Below are 18,776 nucleotides of genomic sequence, written 5' to 3'. Positions count from 1 at the left end.
TCAGGCCGGCTCTGCACTGATGCTGACCGTGTCGCCGTCGATCGCGAAGGCGATCTTCATTGCGGCCGCACGCGCAACCATGCCCGTGTAGAGCGGCTGGACGGCATGGGCGTCGATGGCGCCGGTCTCGGAGCGGCCGGCGATCAGATCTTCGACATGGGCCGGAATGCGTGCGTGCGAGCCGGTGGCGGTGATAGCGAAGCTGCCCTGCTCGCCGGTGACGGTGCAGCGACAGGTGATCTTGCCGCCGCGCGGGATCGCCTGGGTCGCCAGCACGAGCAGGTTGAGCACCAGCTTGACCTGGTTCTTCGGCAGGAGCGCACGCGGTGCCTCCCAGTCGAGCGAGAGCTTCTCGTCGTTGAGGAAGCCGTTGGCGACGGCGCCGGCATCGCCGAGATCGATCATCGCGCCGGCCGAGCCGGCAGCGCCGAAGGCGAGCCTGGCGAACTGCAGCCGGGCCGAAGCGTTGCGCGCGCTCTTCTTGATCAGGTCGAGCGCGAAGTCCTTCATCGAGGGATCGTCTTCCTCGAGCACTTCGAGCGCGTTGACGATCGCGCCGACCGGGCTGATCACGTCATGGCAGACGCGGCTGCAGAGAAGTGCGGCCAGATCGAGCGGCTCGAGCGAGATGGCGGTCATGATCCGGTCCTGCGGTCAAGAGAATCAGGGCGGCGGGCGCCCCATATCGATGGTGCAGCATGCGCCAGGCTGGTTTGCAGCTGGTTAACCATAGCCTCGGCCCCCGGGAGGACAGCGCACGTCCCGGCATGCCCGGGCAAGATGGCTGCCAGAAGGCGAGCCGGCTTTTCCTTTAACCCCACATGCACTAGCTAACAGGAGAATATCGCCGGAGGCGCCACCCGGCATGGATTGATCTCTGGCACTTGGCGCCGGCGAGACTGGTTCGACAATGACCATCGCTCAAGACGATCCGCGCCTGACCGAACGGGATGGGCTCGCCCGCGCGCTCGGTGAGGCGGCGCGGCGCACGGCTGCGGTGCTGCTGGCGAAGCGGGCGGCGCGCGACGTCAAGCTCAAGGCCGACGGTTCACCCGTCTGCTCGGCCGACCTCGCCGCCGATTTCGCCGCAAAGCAGGCGCTGGCCGAACTGCTGCCGGGCTTTCCGGTGATCAGCGAGGAGAGTGTCGGTGACGTCGCGCCGGCGGGAGTCTTCATCCTGCTCGATCCGCTCGACGGCACGCGCGAGTTCCTCGCCTCCGGCGACAGCTATTGCGTCGCCATCGCCGTGATCCGGGACGGGCGCCCGCTCGCCGGGGCGATCGCCGCGCCTGCTCTCGGTCGACTCTGGTATGGCGGCGAGCGGAGTTTCGCCCAGGTGCTGGATGCCGAAGCGGCTGCGCTCGGTGCGCCGCGCGTGGTCCATGTCAGGACCGAGCCGGCAGAGGGGCCTTTGATGCTGGTGAGCCGTTTCCATGGCGACACCATCAGTGCGGGAGTCGCGGCGGCTGTGGCCAAGGGCGATGGTGCTCCGGTATCGTCCGCGGTGAAATTCGGCCTGATCGCGTCGGGTGAGGCGGACCTGCATGTGCGCGGCGGCGCCACCATGGAGTGGGATATCGCTGCCGGCGATGCGATCCTCAGTGCTGCGGGCGGCGTGGTGCTGACCCTCGACGGCGAAAAGCCTGTTTACGGCAATGTCGATCGCGATTTCCGCAATCCACCCTTCGTCGCGGCCGGCTGCGAGAGATTGGCCAGGCTCGCTATCGAGAAGGCGGCGGCCTGTCGCTGCGCCTGACCCGGTTCAGCGCGCGATCGAGGTCGCGACGGCAGGCCAGCGCTGCTGGGCCTGCGCTCGCAAGGCAGCTTCGGTGACGAAACGCCGGCGGTTCTCGTCGCTGCGGAAGAAATAGAGCTGCGAGCCGATGACGACGAAGCGATGCGGATCGGCGTCGATTGCGCGTCCATCCGCCACGCCGCTGGCATCGAAGCCGCCGAAGCGCGGGGTGTAGATCTGGGGCGCTTCCCGGAAGGCGTCGCGATTGGCGGCGCTGGCGAAGCGCCAGACTGCCCCGGCATGGGTCAGCTCGTAGTCGGGCAGCCCCGGCACCGCGGCGTCGTTCAGGAAATAGGCGACGGGATCGAAGCCGGAGAGCGCAAGGCCGGTGCGGTTGTCGCGCTGCATGGCTTCGCCAACACCGGGGAGTTCCGGCAGGCCTGAAGGAAGGGTCGATGCCTGGCTCGTCTGCGCGGCCAGAAGCAAAACACAGCCCGCCACAATACCGGCGATCACGATCCCGGCATGCCTTGCTGCGGCCTTCATCGCCCACCAATCCTTGGTTTGTGTCGCGTCACGGCGCGTCCTGCGCCGCAGTTCACTGCTTGGATACACATACGGCGTATCCAGGAGGTTACCGCGGTCGTGAGGATTCGCACGACCCGCCGTCGACGCCATCCCGGCAGGAGGCCGAATGCCCATGCCCGGCGCTTGCCTGGAGACGATGAGATGAACCATACCCGCCGCACCCTGCTCGCCAGCGCCCTGCTGCTCGGCGCGGGCCTTGCCGCCGGTCCCGCTGCCGCCCAGCCGGCCGAGCGCTCCTTCACCCAGAACGAACTGGTCAGCTCTGGCCACCAGTTCTTCGGCAATGTTTCGCGCGGCTTTGCTCTGACGGTCGAGGAAGCCGTGCGCCGCTGGGGCGAGCCAAACGGCTATGTGCTCGGCCAGGAGGCGTCGGGCGCTTTCGTCGGCGGCCTGCGCTTTGGCGAGGGCACGCTGTTCACGCGCAATGCCGGTGACCGCAAGGTATTCTGGCAAGGGCCCTCGGTCGGCTTCGACTTCGGCGGCGACGGCGCCCGCACGATGATGCTGGTCTACAATCTGCCGAGCGTGGGCGCGCTCTATCAGCGTTTCGGCGGCGTCGACGGCTCGGTCTATTTCGTCGGTGGTTTCGGCTTTACCGCGCTGACCGCCGGCGGCGTCATGGTCGTGCCGATCCGCACGGGCGTCGGCTGGCGGCTCGGCGTCAACCTCGGCTATCTGAAATTCACACCCGAGGCGACCTGGAACCCGTTCTGACCTGATAATTCGGCATTGCTGGCCTTATCTCTCAGACCATGGCAGCCTGATGCCGGGCTGATCGCAGAAACGGGAGTAGCCCTGCCTTGATCGAAGCCGTCATGCTCGTCGCGCTCGGCTTCCTGTCGGCCAGCCTGCTTGCCCTCGCGGCATTGCCGGCGCTGAGCCGCCGGGCCGACCGGTTGGCGCGGCGACGGGCCGAAGCCGCGTTCCCGCTGTCGCTCGCCGAGATCGCCGCCGACCGCGACCATCTGCGCGCCGAATTGGCGATCCGCGAGCGGACGCTCGAGCAGAAGGCCGAGAGCGGCTTCGCCGCCAGGGCCGGCGCGATGAACGAGATCGGCAGGCGTGACATGACGATCTCCCGTCTGGAAACCGATCTGGCGGAGCGCAAGCGACGGGTCGAGGCGCTCGACGCTGAGTTGGCGGAGAGGACGCAGGAGCTGACGCAGACGCGCGAGGCCCTGGCCAGGGAAGACGCCGGTCACCAGACCACGCAGGCGACTTTGTCGAGCCGCGTCGGCGATCTCGCGGCGGTGGAGGCGCAACTCGCCGACATTCGCCAGGCGCTCAGTGGCAGCTCGGCCGACCTCGCAGCCCGCAATCATGAGCTCGCCGAGCTCAGAGCCTTGCACGGCAGGATCGAAGCGACGCTCGCCGAACGTGACCAGACGCTCTCGACGTTGAACAGCGAGCATGATCGCCAGCGCCTCGCCTTGGTCGAAGCGGTCACGCTGCGGCTCAAGCTGGAGGGCGAGCGCGACGACTTCTCGGCCCGGCTCGCCACGGCGGAGGCGGCGCTCGCCGAGGCGCGCACGAGCCTTTCCGCCATGAAGCTCGACCGCGACAGCGAGAGGCTGCGGGCCGATGCCCTCACGACACGCGCCAACGAGGCCGAGACAGCGCTGCGCTCGGCCGATGCGAATGCCGTCAAGCTGGGCGCGGAAATCGCAAGACTGGAAGCGGCCATGACCCAGGCATCCGCCGACGACGCCGAGACGCTCGCGCGGATCAAGGCGCTGGAAGACAAGATCGAAGCGGCTGCCGTGGCCGAGGCCCGCCTGAAGGAGCAGTTGGCCAGCGAGGCGTCGGCTCACCACGCTGCTCTGCGCGAGCGCGACGAGGTGGCCGAGGCGCTCCAAGCCGAGATCGGCACCCTGCAGGGCGCTCGCGATCAGGCGCGGGCCGATCGGTCCGGGCTCAAGCGCGAACTCGCGGCGCTGCGCAAGCAGAACGGCGGCAAGGCGGCGGGCGAGGCGGCGCTGCGCCAGGAGATCGTCAGGCTGGCCGATGCGCTGCTGGTGGCCTCGGAGAGCCGCGAGGCGGCGGAATAGGCTACCGTCCGCCAAAGCCTTTTCAGCGCGACCTGCAATGTTCTAGTGAGGAAGCCGGTCGCGCTTGCGGCCGCTCTTCTCGGTTTGGGATTCATGACGGATATCGTTTGTATCGGCGAGCCCCTCGGCGAGTTCAACGCGACGCGGGGCGAGGCCGGCGCCTATCGCTTCGGCCTGGGCGGCGACACCTCCAATTGCGCGATCGCGGCGGCGCGCCAGGGCGCGAAGGTCGCCTATGTCGGCGCGCTCGGTGATGACGAGCCGGGCCGTACGTTCCGGGCAGCGTGGGCTGAGGAAGGCGTCGACGACAGCCATGTCTCGACTCACCCGTCGGCGCCGACCGGGCTCTATTTCGTCTCCCACGGCCCGCAGGGCCATGTCTTCTCCTATCTGCGCGCCGGCTCGGCTGCGAGCCTCTACGGCCCGGTAAATTTGCCGAAGGATCTGATCGCCTCGGCCAAGGTGATCCAGGCCTCCGGCATCAGCCAGGCGATCTCGGCGAGCGCCTGCGACGCCGTGTTCGAGGCCTTCGCGACGGCGCGCGAGAACGGCGTGCTGACCGCCTACGACACCAACCTCAGGCTCAAGCTCTGGCCGCTGACGCGGGCGCGGGCGATCGTCCACGCCGCCTGCGAGATGGCCGATATCGTCCTGCCGGGCGATGGCGACGCCAAATTGCTGACCGGGCTGGAGCAGCCCGATGCCATCGTCGATTTCTACCTGAAGCTTGGCGCCAAGGTCGTGGCGCTGACGCTCGGCCATGAGGGCTCGCTGGTCGCGACGCCGGATAGCCGCCAGCGCTTCGTGCCGATCAAGGTCGATGCGATCGACGCCACCGGCGCCGGCGACTGCTATGACGGCGCCTTCCTCGCCGAATACATCCGCACTGGCGATGCCTTCATCGCCGGCGCCTATGCCAATGTCGCAGCGGCCTTGTCGACGCAAGGGTACGGCGCGGTGGCGCCGCTGCCGCGCCGGGCCGACGTGGAAGCGCGGATCGCGCAAGAGGCGGCCGGCCGGGCATGAGCGTTCCAGTCCTGATGGAAGCAGGCGCGCTGCTCGCCCGCTACGACGTGCTGATCAGTGATGTCTGGGGTGTCGTCCATGACGGCGTGCTGGCGCTCGATCCGGCCTGCGACGCCCTGATGCGCTATCGCGAGGGCGGCGGCACGGTGGTGCTGCTCTCGAACGCGCCGGGGCCGTCGGAACAGATCGCCGGGGTGCTCGACAGCAAGCGCGTGCCGCGCGCCGCCTGGGACCGGCTGGTGACTTCGGGCGACGTGACGCGGGCGCTGATCGCCGAGACGCATCTGCGCAAGGCCTATCATATCGGCTGGCCGCAGGACCGGGCGGTGTTCGCGGGCTTCGACGTCGAGATCGTCGGCGAGGACGAGGCTGAGTTCGTCGTCGCGACCGAGCTCAACGACTACCGCCGCGAGCAGCCGGAGCAGTACCGGCCGCTGCTGTCGCGTTTCGCCAAGCGCGAACTGCCCTTCATCTGCGGCAATCCCGACCTCGTCGTCCATGTCGGCCATGACCTGCTACCCTGCGCCGGGGCGCTGGCGACGATCTATGAAGAGCTCGGCGGCCACGTCGCCTGGGCCGGCAAGCCGCATCGTCCGGCCTATGACCTCGCGCTGGCTGCTGCCCGCGAGGCGCGGGGCGGGCGCGATGTCGATCCGGCGCGCGTGCTGGTGATCGGCGATGCGGTCCGCACCGATCTCGCCGGCGCGAAGATGATGGGCTTCGATAGCCTGTTCATCGCCGGCGGCATCCATCGCGACGAGACGATCCGCGACGGCGCTGTCGTGCCGGACGGGCTCGCGCGGGTGCTGGCGAGGCATCGGCCCTTGCCGGTCGCGGCGATGGCGGCGCTGGGCTGATCAGACCGGCGGCGGGTTCGCCTTGCGGATCCGCTCGCCGATCGCGTGATAGAGCCCGTCGAGCGGGCGGAAGACGAAGCGCACCGTCGAGCGGCCGGGCGGCACTTTCACGGCGCGGAAGATGACGTTGGCGCGCAGTAGCTCGGCCGGCTTGCCGTCGACCTCGACCTGCCACCAGGGTTGCCAGACATCGTTCAGCACGACGAAGCCGCCGCGCGGCGCGTCGGCCTCCAGCAGCACCTCGGTCGTGCCGTAATTGCGGATGCGCACGCTTCCGGCCTGCGCTGGGCCGGTCGGCATGGGCGGCGGCGTCTTGTCCAAGAGGACGGTGCGGCGCGGGTCGAAGCCCGCCGGCCACTGGCCGCTCTTCAGGATCGCGCCGAAATCGGCCTGCTGCGCTTCCGTGACGAGAAGCACGCGCGGCAGGGCGCGCGGGTTCTCGTAGACATACGCGTCCTTCGTCCGGGCGATCTGCACGAGGTCGCCGGGCTTCAGCCGCTTGTCGATCTCCTCGACCGGCACGCCGGTCGCGATGAAGCGCAGGCCGAGCATGTCGGCGAGCAGCGAGCGATAGGACGGCATCAGCGGCGAGAACGTCCGCTGGTCGGGCAGGGCGACATGGTCGCCGGCGCCTGTCGCCTGGCTGTAGAGGCCGAGCCGGAGCGGGTTATAGCCCAGCGTATTGTCGAGCCCGTGTACGAGGCTGGCATTGGGCCAATGGAAATCGATGCCGGCGAGCTCGATACGGTCGCGCCGGTCGGGGCCGGCGGTGCGGGCGGTCTCGCGTTTCAGCAAAGCGATGGTCTCGTTGCCGCTGTCGGCGCGCAGCACCTCGTACATCCCGGCCGGCAATGCGGTCGACTCGCTGGGGCCGTTGTTGACGCCGAGATCGACGACCATGGTGATGGCGAGGATGATGGTCGCGGCCATGCCGGCGCCTTGCAAGGCGAGCCCACGTGCTGCGACCAGCGCTCCCGCGACCAGCATCAGGCAGAGCACAGCGGTGACCAGCGGCACGAAGGCGACATGTAGGCGCCCGATCGTCCAGGCCAGCCAGATCGCTGCACTGAAAGCTGCCAGTAGCAGCAGGATCTCGAGCGCGATCTGCCAGCGCCGTGGGCGTGGGGCGGTATCGGTCAGGACGAGATGGGTGAGGTAGCCGCCGAGGATCGACAGCAGCGCGCCGAGGATGAAGAGCGTATCGGCGGGGCGGCGGTAGAAGTCGACGCCCGGCAGATGGAAGAGCAGGGCAAAGCCCGGCGTGTAGCGTCCGAGCGCGTAGACCAGCACGAGCAGTGCCGCCGCACTGAGTGCGACGATCTCGCGCCGCAGCAGGGCGCCGCGGACGATGCCGACGCCAGTAACGAGCAGGATCGGCAGCAGGCCGAGATAGAGCTCGCCCATATTGCGGGCGAGATAGAGGTCGAGCGGCCCGAAGCGCGTCTCCCAGGCCGGGCTGGGCGGGCCCCAGAAATTCTCCAGCGGGCCGGAGGCGCCGTAGAGATTGGCGATCAGCCCGGTCAGCAGCGAGCCCGGATGCAGCGAGCCCTTGCCGGCCCCGGCGAGATCAATGACCGGCCGGTTCGATTCCTCTGCCAGGACAGCGGTGAGCAGGATCGGCACCGTCGCGACAAGCACGGCGCCGAGCGCGCCGAGCAGCAGCGGCATCAGGCTTGCCCGCAGCGCTGCCAGCGGCTTGTCGGCCATGGCGATCGCGGCGAGCACTAGCCCGGCAAGGACATAGACGCCGATGAGCGCGACCTGGTCGCGCCCGAGTACCATGAAGCCGGCTGCGACCCCGGCTGCGAAGCCGTAGCGCCAGGAACTGCGTTCGAGCGCACGCGACAGCAGCAGCAGCGTCACCGCGAAATAGGACAGGCTGAGCACCTGACCGACATGCTGGATGCGCCAGGCGGCGGCGGCTCCGAAAGCGAAGGAGAGGGCGCAGACCACAGCGCCGGCCGGATGCCAGCCGCGGTCGCGAAAAAGCAGGACGAGGCAGAGCGCGCCGACGAGCTGCGAGCCGAGCAGGGCGCCGTCGCTCCAGCGGAAATCCGGAGCCGGGTTGACGAGGGCGATCAGGAAGAAGGGCGGCGAGAAGATCAGCGATTGCGGGTCGGCGACCTGCGGTGATCCGGCGAAGACGAAAGGCGTCCAGAATGGCGAGAGCCCCTTGTGCAGGGCTGTCGCGAGAAACTGGAGCTGCGGATGGAAATGCGCCTTGGCGTCCCAGGGCACGGTCACGGCGCCGGAGAGCCAGGGCCAGGACAGAGCGAGCCAGCCGGCGCAGACCAGCAGCATCACCCTGGCGGTCGGCCAGGGTGCGGGTGGCGGTTCGATGTTCAGGTGATCCCGATCGGGCATGCGGCTTCCTGCCCCAGGCCCGGCTTGGGATCAATCCTTCGGAGCGGCGCGTGCCATCAGCGCGTCCATGTCGATGAAATGGCCGGCGCGGTCGCGCTTGGAGGCGAGATAGCGGACATTGTGAACGTTCGGGCGGCCGAGCACGCGCTGGGTCGCGGCGACTTCGAGGCCGGCGGCCTTGATCGCCCCGATCTTGAGCGGATTGTTGGTCAGGGCCGTGACGCTGGAGACGCCGAGCTGCTTCAGCATGGCTGCGGCGAAATCGAAATGGCGCTGGTCGAGATCGAAGCCGAGCACCTCGTCGGCATCGTAGGTGTCCCAGCCTTGGCTCTGCAGCTTGTAGGCCCGCATCTTGTTGGAGATGCCGTTCCCGCGGCCTTCCTGGTCGAGATAGAGCAGGATGCCGCCCTCGTTCTCGGCCATCCACTGCACGGTCTCGCGCAATTGGTCGCCGCAGTCGCATTTCAGCGAACCGAACAGGTCGCCGGTCAGGCAGGCCGAATGCAGCCGCACCGGCACGGCGGCCGAGAGGTCCGGCTTGCCGACGATGATCGCAACCTGATCGCGCAGGCCCTCGCCGCCGCGGAAGACGACGAATTCGGTGTCGGGCGCGCCCTCCAGCGGCACCGGGGCGCGGCCGACGATGGCGAGCCGCGCGACCTGTGCGGCGCGATAGCCGTTGAGCGCCTCGATGGTCACTTCGATCAGCGGCTCGCCGGCGACCTGCGCGGCCGAGACCGGGACCAGGATCACCGCCGGCAGCACGAGTGCGAGGCGAGCGAGTTCGAGCGCGGCATTGTCGAGGGCGTTGGCCGGGCCAACGGGGGCGTCGACACGGGCGTCGAGTTTGAGAGCGAGCGTCTCGACCCGGGAAAGATCGATCGTCGGCATGGCGAGGATGCCGGTCTCGGCGCGCCCTTTGGCGCCGAGTCGGCGCAGGCGCGCGGCGCTCAGCACGAGGCGAGCCTTGCCGGCGGAGAGGGTATCGAGGCGGGCCGCGAGATCGGCCTCGGCGAGCTCGGCGGACAGGGCCAGCGCCAGCTCCTCGCCCTGGCGCAGCAGCACCGGGCGGGCAGCGCGGAACTCGGCGAGAGCGCGGTCGACGCTGACCAGATCGGTTTCACCCGGCCGGCCGAAAAGCTTACGCGACTGAGGCATCGGAAAGTCCGTCAGATTGCGCCCGTAGGCACGGAGGGATTTGAGCTAGCTACGCGCGTCTCACCCGGACAGATGCATCCGATGCAACACGGCGTTCCTACAACGTTTCCGCTTCTGCGTGGTTCCCAAGACTGATCCTGCAATCGGTCCGCTCGGCGAGCGATTGCAGACTGGCCTATAAAAGCGCGAGATTGAACACCAGATGAATAGTCTTGGCAGCGGACCCTGACCAGATATGGCGAGCGGGAGCGCGTAAGGGAAATGACGCAGGGGCATGACCCGGTAACGCCAGGCGCGGGACGCGGCGCCGTCTACAGTGCGCTGGCGCGGACGCTGCACTGGATCACGGTCGCGGCCGTGTTCGTGATGATCCCGCTGGGCCTCGCCATGACCTATCGCGGCAACACGCTCGACATCTGGGACGGGGTGACCGACGCGCTCTATTCCACCCACAAGTCGCTCGGTTTCCTGGTGCTCTGGCTCAGTGCCGGCCGGTTGATCTACCGGCTGGTGCATGGCGCCCCGCCGGACGAGCCGACGCTGGAATGGTGGCAGAAGGCCGCCTCGCATCTACTGCATTGGATGCTCTACGGCCTGCTGCTGATCGTGCCGCTGCTCGGCTGGATCGGCATCTCGCTGTTCCCGGCGCTGACGATCTTCAACCTGTTCGACCTGCCGGCGCTGACCGCCCCCAATGAAGAGGCGGCCAAGCGCGTGCTTTTCGTCCATGGCTGGCTCGCCCTCTTGCTGGCATTCCTGGCCTGCGGGCATATCGGCGCGGCGCTCTTCCACTATTTCATCCGCAAGGACGGCGTGCTGCGCCGGATGCTGCCGGGGCTGAAATAGGGCTCACCATTCGTCCGGCAGTGCAGTTCCCTCGATGATCTCCGCCAGTCGGCGGTGGGTGCCGGGCGTCGTCTTCTCCGGCAGGGCCGAGAGCGGGAAGAAGCCCGCCTCGGCGATCTCGCGATCAGGCTGCTTCGGTCTGCTCTGCGTGAAGGCGCGCACGATGAAGACCGCGACATGGTCGCGGTCGGAGGCATGGCGATTGAGGAAGACGCCGTGCAGCGCGGCCGGAGCGGTCAGCGCGATGTTGGCTTCCTCGCGCAATTCCTTGGCGAGCGCATAGGCGAGCGTCTCGTTCGGCTCGACCCCGCCGCCGGGCAAATGCCAGCCGGGCGTATAGGTATGACGCACCAGGAAGACCTCTCCGGCCTCGCTCAGCACCGCGGCGCGCACGCCGAGCGTCATGCCGCGGCGCAGGCGGAAATAGAGGTGCAGGCTTCGCCCGGCCAGTTGCCGAAGTGCGCGCGGCACCAGCTCGATCCCGGATGCGCCGGAGCGCGGGCGTGGTCCGTCCTCTTTGCTCACGATTTGGGCAAATCCCGGTGCTGAATCACCTCGTCATGCGCATTATGCATATCAGAACTCTGTTTGGCCTCTCGATATAACACAAACGCGCCTTAAATAAGGATCACAAGCTCATGCAGTTACCGCTGGGGAAATTACCATGCTTCTCGCTTTCATCACCGCTCGTCTGAACGCCAAGCCTCGCTACGTCTGGAAGCCGGCTGTCACCCTGACCGATCCGCGCATCGTCTCGGAGCTGACCGGCTCGGCCAACTAAGCCTTTATAGACTGCGTCATCTTCGCCTGCCGCCACCGTCGTGCTTGACGGGGCGCAGGCGTTGAAGGCAAGCGCTGAAGCGTGTTCACGCTCGCGCATCTCTCCGACCCGCATCTGGGGCCGCTGACCAAGTTCTCGCTGCGCGAGCTGATCGGCAAGCGCGCGACCGGATATGTCAACTGGCGACGCAAGCGGCGCCATGCCCATGACATGGAAATCCTCGGGCTGATCGTCGCCGATATCCTGGCGCAGAAGCCCGACCATATCGCCTGCACCGGCGATGTCTCCCATATCGGCCTGCCGACCGAATTCAAGACGGCGCTCTCCTTCCTCGACACGCTCGGCCCGCGCGACACCGTCAGCTTCGTGCCGGGCAATCACGATTGCTATGCGCGCTCGTCACTCTCGGCGCTGGCGCGCGAACTGGCGCCCTGGTGCGCCAGCGATGGCGGCGAGCCCGGCTATCCCTGGTATCGCAAGCGCGGCCCGGTCGCATTGATCGGGATGAACACCGGCATTCCGACCATGCCGCTGATGGCGACCGGGCGCGTCGGCTCGGCCCAGATCGCCGTCACCGAGAAGCTGCTGGCGCAAGCCAAGGCCGACGGGCTGATCCGCGTTGTCCTGATTCACCACCCGCCCTACATCGGCGGCGCGCGCCGCACACGCGAACTGGTCGACGCCGACGCCTTCGAGGCGATGCTGCGCCGGACCGGGGCCGAGCTCGTCCTGCACGGCCATAATCACCGTTTCTCGCTGGCCTGGCGGCGGGGTCTCGACCATGACGTGCCGATCGTCGGCGTGCCCTCGGCCTCGATCGGCCTGCGCGGCGGCCATGGCGAGCTCGCCTGCTGGCACCTGCTGCGCATCGAGGGGCCGCCGGCGGCCCCTCATATCAGCCTGGAGCGCCGTGCCTTCGATCTCGACGGCACGGTGAAGCTGCTGCAGTCGATGCCGCTGACGGGCGGCGGGCTGGTCTGAGCGCCTGGTCTTTCCGGGGCTTCGCGTAGCGAAGAGCCCGGAACCCAGAACCGATGCCTTTGCTAGAGAAGGCTCTACTATCGTTGTGCCTTACCGATGGCTTTCATCGGTTCTGGATTCTGGGCTCGCGCCTTTGGCGCGCCCCGGAATGACGGCGCGCCCTTCTTAAACGCAGCGGCCGCCGTCGACCGCCAGCACCGAGCCGGTGACCATCTCCGACTCATCCGAGCACAGGAACAGCGCGGCATTGGCGATGTCCTGCGGCGTCGAGAACCGACCCCAGGGAATCGTCGCGGTGAAGGCCTTGCGCTTCTCCGGTGTGTCCTCGCCCATGAAGGTCGCGAGCAGCGGCGTCTCGCCGGCGACGGGGGCGATGGCGTTGACGCGGATCCGGTCCGGGGCGAGCTCCACCGCCATCGACTTCGACAGCAGGTTCGCGGCACCCTTCGAGCCGTTGTACCAGGTCAGGCCGGGGCGCGGCCGGACGCCAGCGGTCGAGCCGATGTTGAGGATGACGCCGCCGCCATGCTCGCGGAAATGCGGCACGGTGGCCCTGGCCATCAGGAAGATCGACTTCACATTGACGTCGAAGACGCGGTCGAACTCGGCCTCGGTGACATCAAGCATCGGCTGGTTGCGGTGGCTGATGCCGGCATTGTTGACGACGATGTCGAGCCGCTCGAAGCGCTTGATCACCTTGGCCACGGCCGCATCGACGCTCTTGGCCTTGCCGACGTCGCAGGCGACGGCGAAAGCCTTGCGGCCGATCGCCTTGGCGGCCTCACGGGCCTTGTCGCCGTTGATGTCGAGCACCGCGACCCGCGCGCCCTCGCGCACGAAGGTCTCGGCGATGCCGCGGCCAAAGCCCTGCGCCGCGCCGGTGATCAGCGCCGTCTTGCCCTTCAATCTCATGGTGCTTCCTCGAGGATCAGTTTGCACGCCGACTGTGGGACGATTTGGCGGGCGGGATAAATACGCTTTCGCGATTGGCCGGATAGCGGAATTGTATGGGCTGCGCATTGTGACGAGCGCTCCCTTACCGTCATGCTCGCCCTTGTGGCGAGCATCCACGTCTTGGACACCGCATGCGATCAATGAAGCGAAGGCGTGGATGGTCGGGACAAGCCCGACCATGACGGGGTTACCGTGCCCAAAGCCGCTTCAGTGCGGCTGAGTCAGGCCCCGATCTCCTCGCGCAGCATCTCCAGCTCGAGCCAGCGCTCCTCGGTCTGCGCGATCTCGCGCGTGACCTCGTCGAGCCTCGCCGTCGCCTTGGCGAAGAGTTTTGGGTCACGGGTATAGAGATCCCCGGCCAGCGCGGCGTTGAGCTTGCCGGCCTCGGCCTGCAGCTTCTCGATCTGCTGCGGCAGGGTCTTCAGCGCGTGCTGCTCGTTGAAGGAGAGCTTGCGCTTCGCAGCAGCGATATTGGCGGTTGGAGCGGGCGTCGCTGACGCCACTGCCGATCCCTTCATCGGAACGGCCCGTGCCTTGGCGCCGACGCCGCGGCCGCGCTGGGCCAGCATGTCGGAATAGCCGCCGGCGAACTCGGTCCAGACGCCGTCGCCATCGGAGATCAGAGTCGAGGACACCACCCGGTCGAGGAAGTCGCGATCATGGCTGACCAGCAGGACTGTGCCGCCATAGTCGGCGAGCAATTCCTGCAGCAGGTCGAGCGTCTCGATGTCGAGATCGTTGGTCGGTTCGTCGAGCACCAGGAGGTTGGAGGGCTTGGCGAGCGCGCGGGCCAGCATCAGCCGGCCGCGCTCGCCGCCGGAGAGAGCGCCGACCGCGGTGCCGCGCTGGATCGGCTGGAACAGGAAGTCCTTCATGTAGCTGATGACATGGCGCGGCGTGCCGCCGACCATGACCTGGTCCGAGCCGCCGCCAGTCAGTGCGTCGCCGAGCGGTGTCGCCGGGTCGAGGCTTTCGCGGCGCTGGTCGAGCGTCACCATTTCGAGGGTGGCACCGAGCTTGACCTTCCCCGAGTCGGGCTTGAGCGCGCCGGTCAGCAGATTGATCAGTGTCGTCTTGCCGGCGCCGTTGGGGCCGACGATGCCGATGCAGTCGCCGCGGGCGACGCGCAGCGAGAAGTCCTTGACCACCGGCCGGCCGTCATAGGCCTTGGCGATGTCGACGGCCTCGATCACCAGCTTGCCGGAGGCCTGCGCCTCGCTCGCTTCAAGCCTGACGGAGCCGACGGCGTGGCGAGCGGTACGGCGCTGCTCGCGCAGGCCGTGCAACTCACCGAGCCGGCGCTGGTTGCGGGTGCGCCGGGCGCTGACGCCATAGCGCAGCCAGTCCTCCTCGCGGGCGATCTTGCGGTCGAGCTTGTGGCGGTCGAGCTCTTCCTGCGCCAGCACCTCGTCGCGCCAGGCCTCGAACTCGCCGAAGCCGCGCTCGACGCGCCGCGTGACGCCACGGTCGAGCCAGATCGTGGCCCGCGACAGCGAACTCAGGAAGCGGCGGTCATGGCTGATCAGCACCATGGCCGAGCGCAGCGATTTAAGCTCCTGCTCGAGCCATTCGATCACCGGCAGGTCGAGATGGTTGGTCGGCTCGTCGAGCAGGAGGATATCGGGCTCGGGCGCGAGCACACGGGCAAGCGCGGCGCGGCGCGATTCGCCGCCCGACATGCTGGCGGGGTCTTCCTCGCCGGTCAGGCCCAGTTCCTCGATCAGGTATTGTGCGCGATAGGCGTCGTCGCCGGGTCCGAGCCCCGCCTCGACATAGGAGAGCGAGGTCTTGTAGCCGGAGAAGTCGGGCTCCTGCGGCAGATAGCGGATGGTCGCACCCGGCTGGACGAACCGCTCGGCGCTGTCGGGCTCCACCAGCCCGGCCACGATCTTGAGCAGGGTCGACTTGCCGGAGCCGTTGCGGCCGACCAGACAGACCCGCTCGCCGGCCGAGACGGCGATTTCCGCGCCCTCCAGCAAGGGCTGGCCGCCGAAGGTGAGCGCGACATCGCGAAGGTGGAGCAAAGGAGCCATGGCGGGCGGGATAGACTGCGCAGGCCCGCCTGTCACCCTGCCGGGGCTTGCAGCGTGACCAAGCTTGATCCACTATGAGATACGTTTTGTATCTCATATGAGATAGCAGCCATGAGACAGCCGGCCCTGCGCAAGCCCAGAACCGCCCGTATCGGCGACAATGGCGGCCCGCCGCTGGAAGAGAAGAAGCGCAAACCGAACATCGACAAAGGCGAGATCGGCCGCACGTTCGACTGGCGTTTCGCCCATCGCAAGGCCTGGAAGAAGCCGCGCGAGATCGCGCTCAGGCGGCAGGAGCGGGCTGAGGCGCTCGGTCTCACCTATGAGGAATATACGCTCGAAGTGTTGGAGCGCGGCTATTTCCCGCAGGAACAGCATGTCGAGACGATCGTCGCCAAGCGGCCCGAGCGCCGGCGCGATGGCGGCGTGGTCGGCCAGTCGCTGAAGGGGATGCGGCTGAAGAAGCCTTAGGCCGCTTTCAGGCCCGCAGCGTCCGTCGCAGGAGCTTGGTCATCGGCCGCTCGAACCAGCAGTAGACCGCTAGCGCCGCAAGCACCGCGGCAACCAAAGCCAGCACGATGAAAAGCCCGGTCGCACCCGGCGCGATCCGGGCGAAGACCTCACGCAGCGCCCGCATGGCGAAGGGGTGGACGAGATAGAGCGCATAGGAGGCGTCGCCGAGCAGTGCGAGCGAGCGCACCAGCGCCGAAGGGGCGGTGACGTTGCGCCCGCAGGCCGCGGCGGTGACCAGGAGCAGTGCGCCGGGACCGCGCAGGGCGACGGCGCCCCATGACGTCTGGGCCCAGCCATCGCCGGAAGCGATCACGAAGAGGGCGATGCCCACCGCCGCGATCAGCCAGCGCAGGCGGCCGTCGAGCCTGAGACCGTTCTGGCGGAGCAGGCCGACCGCCATGCCGGCGGCGAATTCGAGCACGATCGGCTGGCCCCAGAAGCCGAAGGGCAGAGGCAGGGGCCCGGCCAAAGCCTGTGCTCCGACCAGGCCGGCGAGGGCAGTGCAGACCAGCGGCACGACCAGCCGCCCCGGCGCGAGCAGCGCTGCGCCGAACAGGGCGTAGAACAGCATCTCGTAATTCAGCGTCCAGCCGAGCGAATAGATCGGCTGCAGCTGGTTTTCGGCGTTCGCCATCGGCCAGAACAGATAGGACGAGGCGATCTGCGGCAGGCTCGGCGCGCCGGAATTGATCAATGCGGGCGAAGCGAGGAGCATCACGAGGAAGAGCGTGGTCGCGGCCCAATAGAGCGGCACGATCCGGGCGATACGCCGGGCGATGAACAGGCGCGCCCCGTCCGGCCGGTCGAACAGTCCGGCCGAGGAATGCACCATGATGAAGCCGGAGATGACGAAGAACAGGTCGACGCCGGCGGTCCAGGGCAAAGCATGCGAGGGCGTGAAGGCGGTGCCCGCCCTTGCCGCGAGGAAGCCCGCATCGGCTTGGACGTGATGGATCGCGACCATCAGCGCAGCGAGCGCGCGCAGGACCTGGATGCCGTAGAGCTGGGGCAAGGCTGAGAATCGTCTTCGAGCAGGGGGGCGAGTGCGGCTGCGCTCAGGCAAACCACAAGCGCGCGGGATCGTCGAGCCCGAAGCGGCCAGGAGTGGCGGCAATGGCGGCGAGACCCTGCTCGGCGGGATCGTCGGCTGTGATGACGTTGAGCGCGAAACGGGCAGCGAGATCCTCGACCGGCGGCTTGCCAGCGAAGACGGCGTGGATCGTCGCCTTGTCGGCGAGCGGCAGGATGCGCGGGACGATGCCGCCGGCGAGATAGACCCCGCCCGTCGCCTTGAAGCCGAGCGCGAGATCGCCGGCGACGCGGGCCAGCAGCCGCCAGAAGCAGACCACCGCCATCAGCGCACCGGGATTGCCATCGAGCGCGAGCGCGGAGACGTCGGCAGCACTGACATCCGGTTCGGCTACGTCGGATTGGCGCGTCACCGCCCGGTGGAAGCGGATGAGGCCGCTGCCGCTGAGCAGTTCCTCGACCGTGACGCGCGCGACGCCCTCGGCCAAGGCCGGCCAGAGCTTCACCTCGGTCGGGTCCTCGGGGCCGATGCCGATATGGCCTGACTCGGTCGGCACCAGCATGCCGGTGTCACCGCGCCGCAAGAGGGCGGCGGCGCCGAAGCCGGTACCGGGGCCGAGCACGAGGCGCGGGCCTTCGGGCTCCGGCTGGCCGTGGACGAGATTGACGAGGTCGCGGTCCCTGAGCACCGCCAGCGAGGCGGCGAGCGCTTCGAAATCATTGACCAGCAGGCCCTGCTCGAAGCCGAGCGCCTTGCCGAGCAACGGGCCGTCGAAATGCCAGCTGGCATTGGTGAGCTGCGCCTTGCGCCCGTCGAGCGGGCCGGCGACGGCGAGGATCGCCGAACGCGGCTTCACCGTCAGCGTCGACAGCACCGAGCCGAGCGCGGCTTCCGGCGTCGGATGCGCGCCGGTGCTGATCCGGGCCAGTGGCTCATGCAAAGCGCCGGGCGTCTGCACCAGCGAGAGCCGGCAATTGGTGCCGCCGATATCGGCGACGAGGACCGGATGCGGGAAGCGGGGGCCGCTCACGCGTGCTTCTTCCAGGGCGAGAACCAGCCGAGGCCTTCGAGCGTGCCGGCGCGGGGACGATACTCGCAGCCGACGAAGCCGGCATAGCCGAGCGAATCGAGCTGGGCGAACAACGCGGGATAGTCGGGCCGCGTACCGTCGGGCTCGTGCCGGCCCTCGGCATTGGCGATCTGGACATGGCCGACCAGCGGGTAGAGCGCCTCCAGCCGCGCGCCGACATCGCCGTGAATCAGTTCGCAATGATACATGTCGAACTGCAGCTTGACGTTGGGCCGCCCGGATTCGCGGACATAAGCCGCAGCCTGGTCGAAATCGTTGAGGAAATAGCCCGGCATGTCCTTGCCGTTGATCGGCTCGAGCAGGAGGTCGACGCCATGCTCGCCGAGCTTGTCGGCGGCATAGGCGAGCGAGGCGCGATAGGCCTTCTGCGCCGCCGGATCGTTCGGGTCGGTGAGGCCCGCCATCATGTGGAGGCGCTTGACGCCGGTCTCGTGGACATAGGCCAGCGCGGTCTCGATCCCCTTGCGGAACTCCTCCTCGCGGCCGGGCAGGGCGGCCATGCCGCGCTCGCCCTTGTTCCAGTCGCCGGGCGGCAGGTTGAACAGCGCCTGCTCCAGCTCGCCACCGGCGAGCGCGAGGCCGACCTTCTCCGGCGCGTGCTCATAGGGGAACAGGAACTCCACCGCCTCGAAGCCGGCCTCTGAGGCCGCCTTGAAGCGGTCGAGGAACTCCCACTCGTTGAACATCATCGAGAGATTGGCGGCAAAACGCGGCATGAAAGGTCTCATCAGTCGGATTGAGGCGGCAGGCTAGCCCGTTCGGCGGGGCACGT

At 68.1% G+C, this 18,776-nt stretch carries 18 protein-coding genes; 8 read left to right on the top strand and 10 right to left on the bottom strand.

Going from position 1 to position 18,776, the window contains the following annotated elements:
• Nucleotides 1-639 (bottom strand): histidine phosphotransferase ChpT, encoded by a 639-nt coding sequence (chpT, locus tag ACWIGM_RS04415; RefSeq protein ID WP_454024702.1) that lies wholly within the window; start codon nucleotides 637-639, stop codon nucleotides 1-3.
• Between the two features lie 271 nt (nucleotides 640-910).
• Here chpT and ACWIGM_RS04410 point away from each other — a divergent pair, with 271 nt between their 5' ends.
• Nucleotides 911-1,756, top strand: a complete 846-nt coding sequence (locus ACWIGM_RS04410; RefSeq protein ID WP_454024701.1) for a 3'(2'),5'-bisphosphate nucleotidase CysQ family protein — start codon at nucleotides 911-913, stop codon at nucleotides 1,754-1,756.
• Nucleotides 1,757-1,762: 6 nt separating this feature from the next.
• Here the strand turns inward: ACWIGM_RS04410 and ACWIGM_RS04405 are convergent, their stop codons facing one another.
• The gene (locus tag ACWIGM_RS04405) at nucleotides 1,763-2,473 is read right to left on the bottom strand and encodes a YHS domain-containing (seleno)protein (RefSeq protein WP_454024700.1); all 711 of its coding nucleotides are present in this window, start codon (nucleotides 2,471-2,473) and stop codon (nucleotides 1,763-1,765) included.
• Between ACWIGM_RS04405 and ACWIGM_RS04400 the strand changes: the two genes are divergently transcribed.
• The 4 genes from ACWIGM_RS04400 to ACWIGM_RS04385 all read left to right on the top strand — a co-directional run bounded on the left by ACWIGM_RS04400 (nucleotide 2,465) and on the right by ACWIGM_RS04385 (nucleotide 6,254).
• Nucleotides 2,465-3,037 (top strand): DUF1134 domain-containing protein, encoded by a 573-nt coding sequence (locus tag ACWIGM_RS04400; protein ID WP_454024699.1) that lies wholly within the window; start codon nucleotides 2,465-2,467, stop codon nucleotides 3,035-3,037. The genes ACWIGM_RS04405 and ACWIGM_RS04400 overlap by 9 nt on opposite strands.
• 86 nt (nucleotides 3,038-3,123) lie before the next feature.
• The gene (locus ACWIGM_RS04395; RefSeq protein WP_454024698.1) at nucleotides 3,124-4,371 is read left to right on the top strand and encodes a coiled-coil domain-containing protein; all 1,248 of its coding nucleotides are present in this window, start codon (nucleotides 3,124-3,126) and stop codon (nucleotides 4,369-4,371) included.
• Nucleotides 4,372-4,464: 93 nt separating this feature from the next.
• Nucleotides 4,465-5,397 carry a sugar kinase gene (locus tag ACWIGM_RS04390; protein WP_454024697.1) on the top strand — a complete coding sequence of 311 codons (933 nt, stop codon included), beginning with the start codon at nucleotides 4,465-4,467 and terminating at the stop codon, nucleotides 5,395-5,397.
• Complete coding sequence (locus ACWIGM_RS04385) at nucleotides 5,394-6,254, top strand: TIGR01459 family HAD-type hydrolase (RefSeq protein WP_454024696.1); 861 nt, start codon at nucleotides 5,394-5,396, stop codon at nucleotides 6,252-6,254. Before ACWIGM_RS04390 ends, ACWIGM_RS04385 begins: the two co-directional genes overlap by 4 nt.
• On the opposite strand, the gene ACWIGM_RS04380 is transcribed toward ACWIGM_RS04385, so the two are convergent.
• Nucleotides 6,255-8,618, bottom strand: a complete 2,364-nt coding sequence (locus ACWIGM_RS04380; RefSeq protein WP_454024695.1) for a glycosyltransferase family protein — start codon at nucleotides 8,616-8,618, stop codon at nucleotides 6,255-6,257.
• Nucleotides 8,619-8,648: 30 nt separating this feature from the next.
• The gene (ribA, locus tag ACWIGM_RS04375; RefSeq protein ID WP_454024694.1) at nucleotides 8,649-9,776 is read right to left on the bottom strand and encodes a GTP cyclohydrolase II RibA; all 1,128 of its coding nucleotides are present in this window, start codon (nucleotides 9,774-9,776) and stop codon (nucleotides 8,649-8,651) included.
• 261 nt (nucleotides 9,777-10,037) lie between these two features.
• Here ribA and ACWIGM_RS04370 point away from each other — a divergent pair, with 261 nt between their 5' ends.
• Nucleotides 10,038-10,622, top strand: coding sequence for a cytochrome b (locus tag ACWIGM_RS04370; protein WP_454024693.1), 585 nt, complete (start codon nucleotides 10,038-10,040; stop codon nucleotides 10,620-10,622).
• 3 nt (nucleotides 10,623-10,625) lie between these two features.
• Here the strand turns inward: ACWIGM_RS04370 and ACWIGM_RS04365 are convergent, their stop codons facing one another.
• On the bottom strand, nucleotides 10,626-11,150 hold the full coding sequence (locus tag ACWIGM_RS04365) for an NUDIX domain-containing protein (RefSeq protein WP_454025444.1): 525 nt from the start codon (nucleotides 11,148-11,150) through the stop codon (nucleotides 10,626-10,628).
• A gap of 334 nt (nucleotides 11,151-11,484) precedes the next feature.
• On the opposite strand from ACWIGM_RS04365, the gene ACWIGM_RS04360 reads away from it, so the two are divergent.
• Nucleotides 11,485-12,384 carry a metallophosphoesterase family protein gene (locus ACWIGM_RS04360; RefSeq protein ID WP_454024692.1) on the top strand — a complete coding sequence of 300 codons (900 nt, stop codon included), beginning with the start codon at nucleotides 11,485-11,487 and terminating at the stop codon, nucleotides 12,382-12,384.
• 165 nt (nucleotides 12,385-12,549) lie between these two features.
• Here ACWIGM_RS04360 and ACWIGM_RS04355 read toward each other — a convergent pair whose 3' ends face one another.
• Nucleotides 12,550-13,296 carry a glucose 1-dehydrogenase gene (locus ACWIGM_RS04355; RefSeq protein WP_454024691.1) on the bottom strand — a complete coding sequence of 249 codons (747 nt, stop codon included), beginning with the start codon at nucleotides 13,294-13,296 and terminating at the stop codon, nucleotides 12,550-12,552.
• 263 nt (nucleotides 13,297-13,559) lie between these two features.
• The gene (locus ACWIGM_RS04350; RefSeq protein WP_454024690.1) at nucleotides 13,560-15,371 is read right to left on the bottom strand and encodes an ABC-F family ATP-binding cassette domain-containing protein; all 1,812 of its coding nucleotides are present in this window, start codon (nucleotides 15,369-15,371) and stop codon (nucleotides 13,560-13,562) included.
• Nucleotides 15,372-15,482: 111 nt separating this feature from the next.
• On the opposite strand from ACWIGM_RS04350, the gene ACWIGM_RS04345 reads away from it, so the two are divergent.
• Nucleotides 15,483-15,842, top strand: a complete 360-nt coding sequence (locus ACWIGM_RS04345; RefSeq protein WP_454024689.1) for a hypothetical protein — start codon at nucleotides 15,483-15,485, stop codon at nucleotides 15,840-15,842.
• Between the two features lie 7 nt (nucleotides 15,843-15,849).
• Here ACWIGM_RS04345 and ACWIGM_RS04340 read toward each other — a convergent pair whose 3' ends face one another.
• From ACWIGM_RS04340 to otnI, 3 genes are read right to left on the bottom strand one after another with little or no spacing between them, the layout of a single operon-like run.
• Entirely contained in the window at nucleotides 15,850-16,896 is a 1,047-nt protein-coding gene (locus ACWIGM_RS04340; RefSeq protein WP_454024688.1) for an acyltransferase family protein, read from the bottom strand.
• Between the two features lie 43 nt (nucleotides 16,897-16,939).
• Complete coding sequence (locus ACWIGM_RS04335) at nucleotides 16,940-17,944, bottom strand: glucokinase (RefSeq protein ID WP_454024687.1); 1,005 nt, start codon at nucleotides 17,942-17,944, stop codon at nucleotides 16,940-16,942.
• Nucleotides 17,941-18,720, bottom strand: coding sequence for a 2-oxo-tetronate isomerase (gene otnI, locus ACWIGM_RS04330; protein WP_454024686.1), 780 nt, complete (start codon nucleotides 18,718-18,720; stop codon nucleotides 17,941-17,943). Before otnI ends, ACWIGM_RS04335 begins: the two co-directional genes overlap by 4 nt.
• Between the last annotated feature and the right edge of the window lie 56 nt (nucleotides 18,721-18,776).

Source organism: Allobosea sp. NPDC055332, assembly GCF_053645455.1.
Note: the sequence above shows the minus strand (reverse complement) of the source record. Positions and strands in the feature narration are given on the sequence as shown.